We start from the raw sequence: 15054 nt of genomic DNA on the forward strand, positions 1-15054 counted from the left end.
TGATAGAATGCCTAAGGAGAGTGCATAACATGGATCAAAACCAAAAGAATGTCCAGTTATTGCAGGAAATCGCAGGCGGTTCGCGTCAAGCCTTTGACCATTTTTACGAAATACATATTCAGTTTGTCTTTAAGATTGCCTTTCAACTAGTGAGGGATCAGGCGGAAGCGGAGGACGTTTGCCATGATGTTTTTCTCGAAGTATTGCAGAAAACATCACAATATCAACCTGCAAGAGGTAGCGTAAAAGCGTGGCTCGCTGTGAAAACAAAAAGTCGTGCACTTGACCGGCTCCGTAAGAAGAAACCTTTCCTATTAGATAAATGGGAGAAGGGAATGGGAAAAGATGAGGACGGGGCGGACCTAAAGGTTCTTAAGGAACTTGAGAAAGATGTTTTGTTGAATGCTTTAAATAATATTCCAACGCAGCAACGCGAGGCTATTTACCGTTCATATTTTCAGGAGGAAACTCATCAAGAAATCGCCAAGACGATGCAGAAACCACTGGGTTCCGTTAAATCGTTAATTCGTTATGGCCTTCAGAACCTGCGCAAACAAAAATCCATACTCAATTGGGCTAAATCTAGTGGAGGTGGAAACCATCATGAGCAGTAAGCATTTTGCAGAAGAAGCTTTAATAGACTTTGTTTTGGGAGAAGCTCCTGAAGACAGACAGCACGAAATCAGCAAACATCTCGAGAAATGTACGAAGTGTAGAGATATAACTGACAACTGGATTGAGGTGTTCAATCAGCAGACAAATGCGCAGCCTCCGGCGGACCTGAAGGATAAAATATGGAAAGAAGCAATGACAAAACGGTCGCCACGTAAGAAACAGCGAACATTTGTATTTGGCCTTAGCAGTGCAGCGGCAGTGTTTTTATTATTATTTGGGCTGCTAATGGATAACCATTCCAATTATCGTTATAAAGTTGCACATAATGATGATATTGTAACAGCGAACATTCAAAATAATCCGCAGACAGAGCAATTATCCGTTATCCCAGTTGCCGATTTCAATGACATAAAGGGGCGACTGTGGATTAATGGAATGAGCCAGGAATTGCTTTTAGAAGTGGACGGTTTGGCGGATATTACGGACAAAGACTATCAATTATGGGTTATTTATGATAATGACGAAATAAAAGGGGAGTTACTTTCTACAGTTAATGGAACTTCACGCATCTTGATCAAAGGAAATGATGTCCCTCAATTTAAAATCATAAAGGCCAGTATCGAGCCTTTAGGAGGAAGCCCAGAACCAACAGGGCCGGAGACGTTCGTTGTCCCGTTGAAAAAATAAAAGAGTGACTTAATATGCATATGCGATAGATATGAAGAAGAAATTGACTTGGCGGACACAAGAATTCTTGGCTTGTTAGCTGCGCAACATGAACAAATAAGATTCAATTAATTAGAAATGAAACAGAGGGTGCGTTCCTGGAAGATGGAGCAGCACCTTTTACTTTTAATTGAAGATAAGCACTCTCTGTCAGTCCACTGTTCATTCGGCCAGAAATTAAGCTTTTCATAGAATTTTTCACTTTATTAACCTAAATCATGACATTAATCTAAAATGATTAGGACAGCGGTTATCCTTATATAATAAGTAGTCTAATATTTTATTGTTTTATTATATAATTAATATGTATTTATCCTAAGTTAGAAAGGAATTTAGTTTATTTATGATAAGTTCTATCATTCACGGTATCATTTTGGCTTTTGGGCTTATATTGCCATTAGGAGTTCAAAATGTTTTTGTTTTTAACCAAGGCGCAACACAGCCGAAATTTAGAAGAGCTTTACCAGTAATCCTCACTGCATCCATTTGTGATACTCTCCTTATTTCCTTAGCTGTATTAGGGATTTCTGTCATTGTGTTAGGAGTGTATTGGATCAAGTTCATCCTCTTAACAGTTGGAGTAATTTTCTTATTGTTTATGGGATATACAACTTGGAGAAGCAAGCCTGTTTCAAATTCATCAGATGAAAAAGCATTAGCTCCAAAAAAGCAAATTGTCTTTGCAATGTCCGTTTCTTTGCTAAATCCTCACGCCATAATGGACACGATTGGAGTAATTGGGACCAGTTCTATTTCCTACTCAGGAATAGAAAAACTAGGTTTTACGTTAGCCTGCATAATCGTATCTTGGATATGGTTCTTTACTCTTGCTTTCATTGGAAGGCAAGTTGGCAGATTAACGAACTCAGGAGAATTTATCACTCTATTAAATAAGATATCAGCATTAATTATGTGGGGAACTGCCATCTATCTATTAATTACATTATTTTCCTGAAAAACCTAGAAAATAGAAAGGGAGGGCGAAACCATGGATTTCATGATTCGTAGAATGATAAAAGAAGACATAAAACAAGTTCAGGATGTGGCAAAAGTAAGTTGGAATGAAACGTATGAAGGCATTATCCCATTTGCTGTACAAGAAAATTTTTTAAAGGCCGCTTATAATGATGAAATGATGGAAAAACGAATAGAAGGTTCCTTGCTACTTGTTGCAGTGGCAGAAGAAAGTATAGTAGGATTTGCTAATTTTTCTCCTGTTAATAATGAAGGAGCAGCAGAATTAAGTGCTATCTACCTTTACCCAAAACATCAGGGAAAAGGAATAGGTACAGCATTGTTACAAGAAGGAATCAAAAGTTTAGAAGATGTGAGAGAAGTATACATAAATGTAGAAAAAGAAAACAAGATCGGTAAAACTTTTTATGAGGCAAAATGCTTTGAACTTGTGGAAGAGTTTGAGGAAGATTTTGATGGTCATATTCTCAAGACAGTAAGAATGGTGTTAAAAGTGTAATATTATAGAGTTTGAAAAATAGGAACCAGCTTAGACCTGTGCTAAGCTGGTTCCTACTTTATTGAACAGCCGTTTTTTTGGCAGTCGCTGGCCAAAATAAACCAATAACCACACCGACAATAGCTGGTAAAATCCAGCCAAGGCCAATATTGTAAAGTGGTAAATAATCCATGTAAAGCAACTTAATAGATTCAAGTATAGACAGAGCCGCACTTGGTAAACTGTCGACTAAAGCGCTGTATCCGTCGAAGATACTGACACAGAAAGTAAAGAACATGGCGGCCGCGTAAACACTCTGCTTATGGCCGAATAAAGGTGAGCAAAGGGTTAATAGAATTAGAACAATCGCCAATGGATAGAGTAACATTAACACTGGCACAGCAAATTGAATGATATTGGTCAGACCAAAGTTAGCGATGGAAAATGATACAAGACATAGGATCAGAACGAACCATTTATAGCTTATTTTGGGGAAGACTCCATTGAAAAATTCGCTGCAAGCCGTAATAAGTCCGATACTCGTTTTTAGACAAGCTAGTACAATAATGATGGCCAATAGAATATTTCCAAATGATCCGAAGTAATGCTGTGCCACTGCTGCGAAGATTAAACCGCCATTATCATAAGATCCGATCGCTGATACACTTGATGCACCCATATAGGTAATCAGTCCATAAATCAGCATCATCAGTACCATGGCAAAAATGCCTGATTTCCAAGTGGCTTTCGCGATCTCCTTTGTATTCGTGATGCCTTGTCCTTTAATTGCTTGAATAACCACAATTCCGAACGCAAGTGACGCAAGTGCATCCATCGTGTTATAACCCTCTTTAAAACCTGTTATAAAAGCTAAGCTGCTGTAGTCGCCAGTTGGATTCTGAAACTGTCCCATTGGTTTGACGATGGCAATGATAATTAATAGGAATAAAAACACTAAGAACGCAGGAGTTAAATATTTGCCGATATAGTCGATTATCTTTGCTGGATTCAAGGAGAAATAATAGACAATCGCAAAAAACACAAAGCTAAAGAGTCCTAGGTATAAGCTTCCATGAGCCGGATTGATATAAGGTTCAAACCCAACCACGAAAGGTACCGTAGCTGTACGTGGAATCGCAAAAAATGGCCCAATCGTTAAGTAAAGTGCCACTGCGAAGACAACCCCAAATAGCGGATGGACTCGCCCTGCTAACTGGCGTAATCCGCTGCTCCCAGATAAACCAAATGCTAGAATCCCCATAAATGGAAGCCCAATGGCCGTTGTGAGGAATCCAATTAATGCTGGCCAAAAATTTGTGCCAGCGAGCTGTCCCATTTGGATTGGAAAAATTAAATTTCCCGCACCAAAAAACATCCCGAACAGCATCGTGCCAATAATGGCATAAGTAGAAAAAGATATTTTTTGCTGCATACTTTTGCTCCTTCTAGATGAATATCGTTTATTTTAACACCAATACAGGCAGTAAGCTATACTAAAATAATAAATAGCATGACATTAAAGCAATAGAGTGGTGAGGCAGGCGGCAATCTTACTAGGGGAAAAACCGAAAGAGGCAGTGAAAGGATTCACCAAACATATTCCATTAAAGGCATTGCACAACCTGAAGAAGTCACAAATCTTGTTCTATACTTAGCTTCTGTGAATCAAGTTACTTTACTGGTGCTGAGTTTTTTGTTAATGGAGGTATCACGGAAAGGTCAGGTATAAAAAAAACCGTACCGAAAGGCGAAAATTGAATCCTTTTTGGTACGGTTTTTCTTTATTGGTTAATTAGTTGTAATCCGTCTGGTAACCTTTGATGTCTGGACGAGGGATGTCATCCCATCTATCAGCGTTAACATCGTACACTTCACCTGTTGCTAATCCATAAAGCAGATTTTGGATACCTAGGACATTATGTCGAATATTATGGCCGCGAGCTTTCTGACCTAAGTTGCCGTCACGCGTATTTCCGGATGTTTCAAAGAAAACAGCTGGGTGACTATGATTGTCTTCGTTTATACCGTCATATTCAAGGCCAAGCATCATCGCTGAAACAACACCGCCTTTTATATCAATTTCAGTGAAGCCATCTCTTGCATTGCCTGTTGTGTAACGATCAATATTCGTATACCCATAATCTTTTAAAGAATCATACACGTATACTTGGGCTTGTCTTGTAACTTCATCATATTCTCCATTCTTAATTCCTGGAAGAGTAGGTCCACCTGGTGCTAATGAAACCCCAAGCGACATCGTTACAGCTTCACCTGTTTGAGAATCCTTTTTTAATCCTTGGTGGTGAATATCAATTCCGAAATCTGGCTTAACTTCTGCCCAGTAGGTGAACCAAGCTAGCGATTCAACTGCTTCAAATCCATCTTTCTTCCAGTCACGGTTTAAATCGATAGAATCTTTATTTCCACGAGTATTCTTTTCACTTCCATCCGGATTATACATAGGGATGACATAAAGCGTTAGCTCTTCTAAAACTTTCTGGATTTCCGGTGATTGGTTGCTAACATACATTTTAAGTAGTTCTAAAGTAGCTTCGGTACCATATGGCTCATTTCCGTGGATTCGGCCTTGGATCCATACTTTTTCAGGACCTTTTCCGATTTTTGCAACATATAAATCACGGCCTTCTTCACTTTTGCTATTTTCATAGCCTAATTCTTCTAACGTCTCTACTACTAACTTACCTTTACTTCTCTTTTCAAGCGATTCCAGTTCCTTAATCATGTCATCATACGTTAGAATACTAGAAATATTCGTATTCCCTTCAGTTGATGGATGATTTGCTTTGGCCAATACATAAGACGAAAAGACCGTGAGCAGCAAGCATGTACTTACTAAAAAAATAAATACCTTTTTCAAAAACATGACCTCCCATTCAAATTTTGTGATATGTACGAATTGAAGTGGTGAAATCTAGCAATCTCCACTTCAATTGTATTGGTAATTAGTATAATTCAATATCAATAATGGAAAACACACCCATAAATTACTAATTTTGTAGTAAACTAATATGAATACTTAGTTTTATGGGGATTTGTTCCTTTATATTACGGTTGAATGGTATTTACAGAAAGTTTAGATAACTAATTTTACCTATAAAAAGAATATGATTTTAGGAATAAGAGCAAGAGAAATTAGTACATAGACTCATTTTATAAAAGGAAAAAAATAGAAAATGAATAGAAAGTACTAACGTGAATTTTTTAAAAAATTGAGAACGTTCAATTAGGTGTTTACGAGTTTAAAGCCGTTGTAATCATGGGAGGCAAAAGTGGGGAATAAAAAGCGTTATATCACTTACAATAATTGATGCATATTTAATTAGTCTTTTTGTATCATGCCTTGAAAAGGACTGTTATACTCATTAATATTAGTGAATATATGAATAGATTAATAATTTTAAGTAAGATTGGAGATGAATTTTTATATACAAATTTGGCGATAAAAAGGCAGTAATTGTTCAATAAAAGGTTTCAAAGTATATTTTTATAAAAAGGGATTAGAAAATGTGGAAACAAATATAATGATAACTCTAATCACTTCAATTTTTCCGTTTGTTTATTTAATATAATTGAGTCTAAATGCGAAGTTTATACGGACTCTAGCAAGAGAAAACCTTGGCTTTGAGTCTGAATCCGGAGGTTATTCGGACTCCAGCAAGAGGACATCCAGGAATTGAGTCTGAATGCGAAGTTTATTCGGACTCTAGCAAGAGGAAACCCTGGCTTTAAGTCTGAATCCGGAGGTTATTCGGACTCCAGTCAGAGGAACCCCAGTCACTGAGTCTGAATCCGGAGGCTATTCGGACTCCAGTCAGAGAAACCCCAGTCACTGAGTCTGAATCCGAAGATCATTCGGACACCAGCAAGAGGACATCCAGGAATTGAGTCTGAATGCGAAGTTTATTCGAACTCTAGCAAGAGAAAACCTTGGCTTTGAGTCTGAATCCGGAGGCTATTCGGACTCCAGTCAGAGGAACCCCAGTCACTGAGTCTGAATCCGAAGGTCATTCGGACACCAGCAAGAGGACATCCAGGAATTGAGTCTAAATGCGAAGTTTATACGGACTCTAGCAAGAGAAAACCCAGGCTTTGAGTCTGAATCCGGAGGTTATTCGGACTCCAGTCAGAGGAACCCCAGTCACTGAGTCTGAATCCGAAGATCATTCGGACACCAGCAAGAGGACATCCAGGAATTGAGTCTGAATGCGAAGTTTATTCGGACTCTAGCAAGAGAAAACCCTGGCTTTGAGTCTGAATCCGGAGGCTATTCGGACTCCAGTCAGAGGAACCCCAGTCACTGAGTCTGAATCCGAAGGTCATTCGGACACCAGCAAGAGGACATCCAGGAATTGAGTCTGAATGCGAAGTTTATTCGGACTCTAGCAAGAGAAAACCCTGGCTTTGAGTCTGAATCCGGAGGCTATTCGGACTCCAGTCAGAGGAACCCCAGTCACTGAGTCTGAATCCGAAGGTCATTCGGACACCAGCAAGAGGACATCCAGGAATTGAGTCTGAATGCGAAGTTTATTCGGACTCTAGCAAGAGAAAACCCTGGCTTTGAGTCTGAATCCGGAGGCTATTCGGACTCCAGTCAGAGGAACCCCAGTCACTGAGTCTGAATCCGAAGGTCATTCGGACACCAGCAAGAGGACATCCAGGAATTGAGTCTGAATGCGAAGTTTATTCGGACTCTAGCAAGAGAAAACCCTGGCTTTGAGTCTGAATCCGGAGGCTATTCGGACTCCAGTCAGAGGAACCCCAGTCACTGAGTCTGAATCCGAAGGTCATTCGGACACCAGCAAGAGGACATCCAGGAATTGAGTCTGAATGCGAAGTTTATTCGGACTCTAGCAAGAGAAAACCCTGGCTTTGAGTCTGAATCCGGAGGCTATTCGGACTCCAGTCAGAGGAACCCCAGTCACTGAGTCTGAATCCGAAGGTCATTCGGACACCAGCAAGAGGACATCCAGGAATTGAGTCTGAATGCGAAGTTTATTCGGACTCTAGCAAGAGAAAACCCTGGCTTTGAGTCTGAATCCGGAGGCTATTCGGACTCCAGTCAGAGGAACCCCAGTCACTGAGTCTGAATCCGAAGGTCATTCGGACACCAGCAAGAGGACATCCAGGAATTGAGTCTGAATGCGAAGTTTATTCGGACTCTAGCAAGAGAAAACCCTGGCTTTGAGTCTGAATCCGGAGGCTATTCGGACTCCAGTCAGAGGAACCCCAGTCACTGAGTCTGAATCCGAAGGTCATTCGGACACCAGCAAGAGGACATCCAGGAATTGAGTCTGAATGCGAAGTTTATTCGGACTCTAGCAAGAGAAAACCCTGGCTTTGAGTCTGAATCCGGAGGCTATTCGGACTCCAGTCAGAGGAACCCCAGTCACTGAGTCTGAATCCGAAGGTCATTCGGACACCAGCAAGAGGACATCCAGGAATTGAGTCTGAATGCGAAGTTTATTCGGACTCTAGCAAGAGAAAACCCTGGCTTTGAGTCTGAATCCGGAGGCTATTCGGACTCCAGTCAGAGGAACCCCAGTCACTGAGTCTGAATCCGAAGGTCATTCGGACACCAGCAAGAGGACATCCAGGAATTGAGTCTGAATGCGAAGTTTATTCGGACTCTAGCAAGAGAAAACCCTGGCTTTGAGTCTGAATCCGGAGGCTATTCGGACTCCAGTCAGAGGAACCCCAGTCACTGAGTCTGAATCCGAAGGTCATTCGGACACCAGCAAGAGGACATCCAGGAATTGAGTCTGAATGCGAAGTTTATTCGGACTCTAGCAAGAGAAAACCCTGGCTTTGAGTCTGAATCCGGAGGCTATTCGGACTCCAGTCAGAGGAACCCCAGTCACTGAGTCTGAATCCGAAGGTCATTCGGACACCAGCAAGAGGACATCCAGGAATTGAGTCTGAATGCGAAGTTTATTCGGACTCTAGCAAGAGAAAACCCTGGCTTTGAGTCTGAATCCGGAGGCTATTCGGACTCCAGTCAGAGGAACCCCAGTCACTGAGTCTGAATCCGAAGGTCATTCGGACACCAGCAAGAGGACATCCAGGAATTGAGTCTGAATGCGAAGTTTATTCGGACTCTAGCAAGAGAAAACCCTGGCTTTGAGTCTGAATCCGGAGGCTATTCGGACTCCAGTCAGAGGAACCCCAGTCACTGAGTCTGAATCCGAAGATCATTCGGACACCAGCAAGAGGACATCCAGGAATTGAGTCTGAATGCGAAGTTTATTCGGACTCTAGCAAGAGAAAACCTTGGCTTTGAGTCTGAATCCGGAGGCTATTCGGACTCCAGTCAGAGGAACCCCAGTCACTGAGTCTGAATCCGAAGGTCATTCGGACACCAGCAAGAGGACATCCAGGAATTGAGTCTAAATGCGAAGTTTATACGGACTCTAGCAAGAGAAAACCCAGGCTTTGAGTCTGAATCCGGAGGTTATTCGGACTCCAGTCAGAGGAACCCCAGTCACTGAGTCTGAATCCGAAGATCATTCGGACACCAGCAAGAGGACATCCAGGAATTGAGTCTGAATGCGAAGTTTATTCGGACTCTAGCAAGAGAAAACCCTGGCTTTGAGTCTGAATCCGGAGGCTATTCGGACTCCAGTCAGAGGAACCCCAGTCACTGAGTCTGAATCCGAAGGTCATTCGGACACCAGCAAGAGGACATCCAGGAATTGAGTCTGAATGCGAAGTTTATTCGGACTCTAGCAAGAGAAAACCCTGGCTTTGAGTCTGAATCCGGAGGCTATTCGGACTCCAGTCAGAGGAACCCCAGTCACTGAGTCTGAATCCGAAGGTCATTCGGACACCAGCAAGAGGACATCCAGGAATTGAGTCTGAATGCGAAGTTTATTCGGACTCTAGCAAGAGAAAACCCTGGCTTTGAGTCTGAATCCGGAGGCTATTCGGACTCCAGTCAGAGGAACCCCAGTCACTGAGTCTGAATCCGAAGGTCATTCGGACACCAGCAAGAGGACATCCAGGAATTGAGTCTGAATGCGAAGTTTATTCGGACTCTAGCAAGAGAAAACCCTGGCTTTGAGTCTGAATCCGGAGGCTATTCGGACTCCAGTCAGAGGAACCCCAGTCACTGAGTCTGAATCCGAAGGTCATTCGGACACCAGCAAGAGGACATCCAGGAATTGAGTCTGAATGCGAAGTTTATTCGGACTCTAGCAAGAGAAAACCCTGGCTTTGAGTCTGAATCCGGAGGCTATTCGGACTCCAGTCAGAGGAACCCCAGTCACTGAGTCTGAATCCGAAGGTCATTCGGACACCAGCAAGAGGACATCCAGGAATTGAGTCTGAATGCGAAGTTTATTCGGACTCTAGCAAGAGAAAACCCTGGCTTTGAGTCTGAATCCGGAGGCTATTCGGACTCCAGTCAGAGGAACCCCAGTCACTGAGTCTGAATCCGAAGGTCATTCGGACACCAGCAAGAGGACATCCAGGAATTGAGTCTGAATGCGAAGTTTATTCGGACTCTAGCAAGAGAAAACCCTGGCTTTGAGTCTGAATCCGGAGGCTATTCGGACTCCAGTCAGAGGAACCCCAGTCACTGAGTCTGAATCCGAAGGTCATTCGGACACCAGCAAGAGGACATCCAGGAATTGAGTCTGAATGCGAAGTTTATTCGGACTCTAGCAAGAGAAAACCCTGGCTTTGAGTCTGAATCCGGAGGCTATTCGGACTCCAGTCAGAGGAACCCCAGTCACTGAGTCTGAATCCGAAGGTCATTCGGACACCAGCAAGAGGACATCCAGGAATTGAGTCTGAATGCGAAGTTTATTCGGACTCTAGCAAGAGAAAACCCTGGCTTTGAGTCTGAATCCGGAGGCTATTCGGACTCCAGTCAGAGGAACCCCAGTCACTGAGTCTGAATCCGAAGGTCATTCGGACACCAGCAAGAGGACATCCAGGAATTGAGTCTGAATGCGAAGTTTATTCGGACTCTAGCAAGAGAAAACCCTGGCTTTGAGTCTGAATCCGGAGGCTATTCGGACTCCAGTCAGAGGAACCCCAGTCACTGAGTCTGAATCCGAAGGTCATTCGGACACCAGCAAGAGGACATCCAGGAATTGAGTCTGAATGCGAAGTTTATTCGGACTCTAGCAAGAGAAAACCCTGGCTTTGAGTCTGAATCCGGAGGCTATTCGGACTCCAGTCAGAGGAACCCCAGTCACTGAGTCTGAATCCGAAGGTCATTCGGACACCAGCAAGAGGACATCCAGGAATTGAGTCTGAATGCGAAGTTTATTCGGACTCTAGCAAGAGAAAACCCTGGCTTTGAGTCTGAATCCGGAGGCTATTCGGACTCCAGTCAGAGGAACCCCAGTCACTGAGTCTGAATCCGAAGGTCATTCGGACACCAGCAAGAGGACATCCAGGAATTGAGTCTGAATGCGAAGTTTATTCGGACTCTAGCAAGAGAAAACCCTGGCTTTGAGTCTGAATCCGGAGGCTATTCGGACTCCAGTCAGAGGAACCCCAGTCACTGAGTCTGAATCCGAAGGTCATTCGGACACCAGCAAGAGGACATCCAGGAATTGAGTCTGAATGCGAAGTTTATTCGGACTCTAGCAAGAGAAAACCCTGGCTTTGAGTCTGAATCCGGAGGCTATTCGGACTCCAGTCAGAGGAACCCCAGTCACTGAGTCTGAATCCGAAGGTCATTCGGACACCAGCAAGAGGACATCCAGGAATTGAGTCTGAATGCGAAGTTTATTCGGACTCTAGCAAGAGAAAACCCTGGCTTTGAGTCTGAATCCGGAGGCTATTCGGACTCCAGTCAGAGGAACCCCAGTCACTGAGTCTGAATCCGAAGGTCATTCGGACACCAGCAAGAGGACATCCAGGAATTGAGTCTGAATGCGAAGTTTATTCGGACTCTAGCAAGAGAAAACCCTGGCTTTGAGTCTGAATCCGGAGGCTATTCGGACTCCAGTCAGAGGAACCCCAGTCACTGAGTCTGAATCCGAAGGTCATTCGGACACCAGCAAGAGGACATCCAGGAATTGAGTCTGAATGCGAAGTTTATTCGGACTCTAGCAAGAGAAAACCCTGGCTTTGAGTCTGAATCCGGAGGCTATTCGGACTCCAGTCAGAGGAACCCCAGTCACTGAGTCTGAATCCGAAGGTCATTCGGACACCAGCAAGAGGACATCCAGGAATTGAGTCTGAATGCGAAGTTTATTCGGACTCTAGCAAGAGAAAACCCTGGCTTTGAGTCTGAATCCGGAGGCTATTCGGACTCCAGTCAGAGGAACCCCAGTCACTGAGTCTGAATCCGAAGGTCATTCGGACACCAGCAAGAGGACATCCAGGAATTGAGTCTGAATGCGAAGTTTATTCGGACTCTAGCAAGAGAAAACCCTGGCTTTGAGTCTGAATCCGGAGGCTATTCGGACTCCAGTCAGAGGAACCCCAGTCACTGAGTCTGAATCCGAAGGTCATTCGGACACCAGCAAGAGGACATCCAGGAATTGAGTCTGAATGCGAAGTTTATTCGGACTCTAGCAAGAGAAAACCCTGGCTTTGAGTCTGAATCCGGAGGCTATTCGGACTCCAGTCAGAGGAACCCCAGTCACTGAGTCTGAATCCGAAGGTCATTCGGACACCAGCAAGAGGACATCCAGGAATTGAGTCTGAATGCGAAGTTTATTCGGACTCTAGCAAGAGAAAACCCTGGCTTTGAGTCTGAATCCGGAGGCTATTCGGACTCCAGTCAGAGGAACCCCAGTCACTGAGTCTGAATCCGAAGGTCATTCGGACTCCAGCAAGAGGATATCAATACAGTCATTCCCAATCTACTAATTAGCAAAAGTTCTAGGAAGATAATTGAGTTACCGATGATGTGATATGGCTGAACATCCGGTCATTTGAAGGAAGAAGGGTACATTTAGGAGAGGGTGAGTTAAGTGAGTATTTTCCTTTTTTTCATCATTCATCTATTAATTGGATTATTATTAATATACTTCCATGGAAAATTACCCAATGCATTGAGTACGTTTGCTTTTATTTTTTTCATTATGAGTATTCTATACTGGGGATTTGTATTAGTGAGATCCTAATAGTTAGGTTAAAAGAAATCAAGAAGTTTTGAAACTTTTGACTAATAAGTTCGTAAAAATAATTGAAACTTAATAAGCGGGGTGTAGTTTTGCAAACTAATAGTCAAACGTCTCAGAAATTAGAAACTTCAACTAAAAAGGAGCTAAGCTTGAGAAAATTATTAAATGTAATAGGACTCTTCATCTTTGGCGGAATTGCGTTAACCCTTGTCACAAGTCCAGTTTATTCGGATGAAATCGGCAATTTTCTATTATTTTTCTTGGGAAGTGCCAGCATCTATTACCTTTTAGTGAATATCTATTTTCAAGGTGGATTATGGAGAAAAGTGTTCTTTGCAGCACTGTTGATCCTAGGTGGTTTTAGTATAGTGATGGCAATCTACCTTTCTACTAACCCAATTCCACATTAATGTGTTTGCAAACTGGGATACAGAGCCGTAAATCATTAAAATGATTAAGGCTCTTTTTTCTGCAGTGCGGTTTTAGTAAAGGTTATTCTTTTCCAGAAAACATAAGGAGATACGATGAATACATGTGTGAACCATATTTTTATAAAGGATAAGCTTCTTTTGTGTTGAAATATATTGGGGGGTCTATTTTGATAAAAATCTTACAGATTACATTTTCGATAATCGCTCTAATGTTTCTAATATATGAAATGTTTAGCAGAAATTTCGCAGTCCAGCCACTTGTCATCTTTTTCTTAGGTCTAGCATTACTGATGATGGGAATACGCGAACTGCAGCAGGAACGGAAAATAACAGGAGGACTGCTCATTGTAGTTTTTCTACTCTCTTTATTCGTTTCTATTAAAAGTGTTCTGTTGAATTAACAGAGGTGACGTAGGATAGTATTCATAGTGTTTCTATTGATTCCGATCTTTACTTTGGCCATGCCTTTAGCTTTATTTTTATACTTACAAAATAAATTACAAAAAAAGGACTAACTTCCAGCAAGCAAGGAAAAGATAGTCCTTTTTCCACTTCATTCCCCAATTCTAATTTTTCTATTTTTAAATGAACCTGAATGTTCAAGCGTAATCGCTGCATGAATTCCTTTTATGCTATCTTCCCTTAAGAGAGTTTCCTGCTCCTTTAGCCTTTTCCAGTCAGAATGATGCTTTCGATAAAGCTGATGCTCAAGGTTCAGAAAGTCCACGTTATGCTTTAGACCTAATTGGTATAGATCCCTTATTTCCGCAATAATTGTTTCCTGGGTGAAGTCTTCCATTGCCTCAATATTTATCACATTATTTTTCATCCGATTACTGATCAGACCCGTCGCCAGATAGGTAAGCTTGAACTCAAAGTTATCGTTAGATTTAATAGGTTGAATGTCAAAAGCCTGATTTTTAAGAACAGCGACAAATTCTGGATTATTCCCCTCTGGCACGAGCAAAGAAGCCCGCTGCGTTTCGGATGTAATCCATCGCATTCCCTTGAGCTGCTCCCAAGAGAAAAAACCTTGGAAGTCTTGTCCCTTAAGATAGAAGGCACCATTGATTTCTAATTTCGGCTCTTTCTTACTGTTAATTGCCCATTGTTTCTTATTGACAGAAAGAGAAGGCAAATAGGTGGTTCGTCCTGGTTCAGTGACTTCCCTTGCCATTCTGTTTAATTTTACAGGCTTAATCGTAGAGCTTTGTTCATAAGAACTCTCTGGACTGTGTAAAATCGTATTCAAGGAACTTTGCTGAAAGAAGCCGGAAGCTGTCAGAATGTCTTCGATAGAATCTTTTGTCGCAAACATCCACGGGGTTGGGCGGAACTCATAGTATCGCGTTAATCCATCAAAAATATTTCCCAATCCCTGCTCTAGAGCGGATTGAGAAAGGACAATCGCTGTGACATGAGCCCAGAGGATCCGTTCCTGTGCCGTATGATAAGCTTTAAAAAACCCATCAATAAAGGTCTTACCCTTTGTTTTTGAAACATACACTTTAGGAGGACTTTTTTCACCATTCTCGCTTTTTGCGATGGAACCTAAACCAATCATTTGAATATAAATCACGTATTCGTCGTCCACAAAGTCCACGCCGATAGCTGTTGCATAGTTTTGGTTTTCGATCTCACCGATATCGCTGCTGCATGAAGTGACGGACATCAAACACAAGATGATGATGAGCCACCAAGTTTTAGAAAATCTACGAATCAT

At 42.4% G+C, this 15054-nt stretch carries 9 protein-coding genes; 6 read left to right on the plus strand and 3 right to left on the minus strand.

Annotated features, from left to right (window positions below):
- Positions 1-29: 29 nt before the first annotated feature.
- The 4 genes from CZ487_RS13570 to CZ487_RS13585 all read left to right on the plus strand — a co-directional run bounded on the left by CZ487_RS13570 (position 30) and on the right by CZ487_RS13585 (position 2815).
- A complete protein-coding gene (locus CZ487_RS13570) occupies positions 30-614 on the plus strand; it encodes an RNA polymerase sigma factor (RefSeq protein WP_077212780.1) in 585 nt (194 codons plus the stop codon).
- A complete protein-coding gene (locus CZ487_RS13575; protein ID WP_077212782.1) occupies positions 604-1302 on the plus strand; it encodes an anti-sigma factor in 699 nt (232 codons plus the stop codon). The genes CZ487_RS13570 and CZ487_RS13575 overlap by 11 nt, the downstream gene beginning before the upstream one ends.
- Positions 1303-1684: 382 nt before the next feature.
- Positions 1685-2296, plus strand: coding sequence for a LysE/ArgO family amino acid transporter (locus tag CZ487_RS13580; protein WP_077212784.1), 612 nt, complete (start codon positions 1685-1687; stop codon positions 2294-2296).
- Between the two features lie 33 nt (positions 2297-2329).
- Positions 2330-2815: a GNAT family N-acetyltransferase gene (locus CZ487_RS13585; RefSeq protein WP_077212785.1), complete on the plus strand. Its 486-nt coding sequence runs from the start codon at positions 2330-2332 to the stop codon at positions 2813-2815.
- Positions 2816-2873: 58 nt separating this feature from the next.
- Here the strand turns inward: CZ487_RS13585 and brnQ are convergent, their stop codons facing one another.
- Together brnQ and CZ487_RS13595 are read right to left on the minus strand one after the other, a co-directional pair.
- The gene (gene brnQ / locus CZ487_RS13590; protein WP_077212787.1) at positions 2874-4226 is read right to left on the minus strand and encodes a branched-chain amino acid transport system II carrier protein; all 1353 of its coding nucleotides are present in this window, start codon (positions 4224-4226) and stop codon (positions 2874-2876) included.
- 360 nt (positions 4227-4586) lie between these two features.
- Complete coding sequence (locus CZ487_RS13595) at positions 4587-5672, minus strand: M14 family zinc carboxypeptidase (protein ID WP_202617835.1); 1086 nt, start codon at positions 5670-5672, stop codon at positions 4587-4589.
- Positions 5673-13049: 7377 nt separating this feature from the next.
- On the opposite strand from CZ487_RS13595, the gene CZ487_RS13600 reads away from it, so the two are divergent.
- A complete protein-coding gene (locus CZ487_RS13600) occupies positions 13050-13310 on the plus strand; it encodes a hypothetical protein (RefSeq protein WP_237562884.1) in 261 nt (86 codons plus the stop codon).
- Between the two features lie 188 nt (positions 13311-13498).
- On the plus strand, positions 13499-13732 hold the full coding sequence (locus CZ487_RS13605; RefSeq protein WP_077212801.1) for a DUF3953 domain-containing protein: 234 nt from the start codon (positions 13499-13501) through the stop codon (positions 13730-13732).
- A 152-nt stretch (positions 13733-13884) separates the two neighbouring features.
- Here CZ487_RS13605 and CZ487_RS13610 read toward each other — a convergent pair whose 3' ends face one another.
- Positions 13885-15054 (minus strand): Ger(x)C family spore germination protein, encoded by a 1170-nt coding sequence (locus CZ487_RS13610; RefSeq protein WP_077212804.1) that lies wholly within the window; start codon positions 15052-15054, stop codon positions 13885-13887.

Source organism: Robertmurraya dakarensis (assembly GCF_900156875.1).
GTDB lineage: Bacteria > Bacillota > Bacilli > Bacillales > Cytobacillaceae > Robertmurraya > Robertmurraya dakarensis.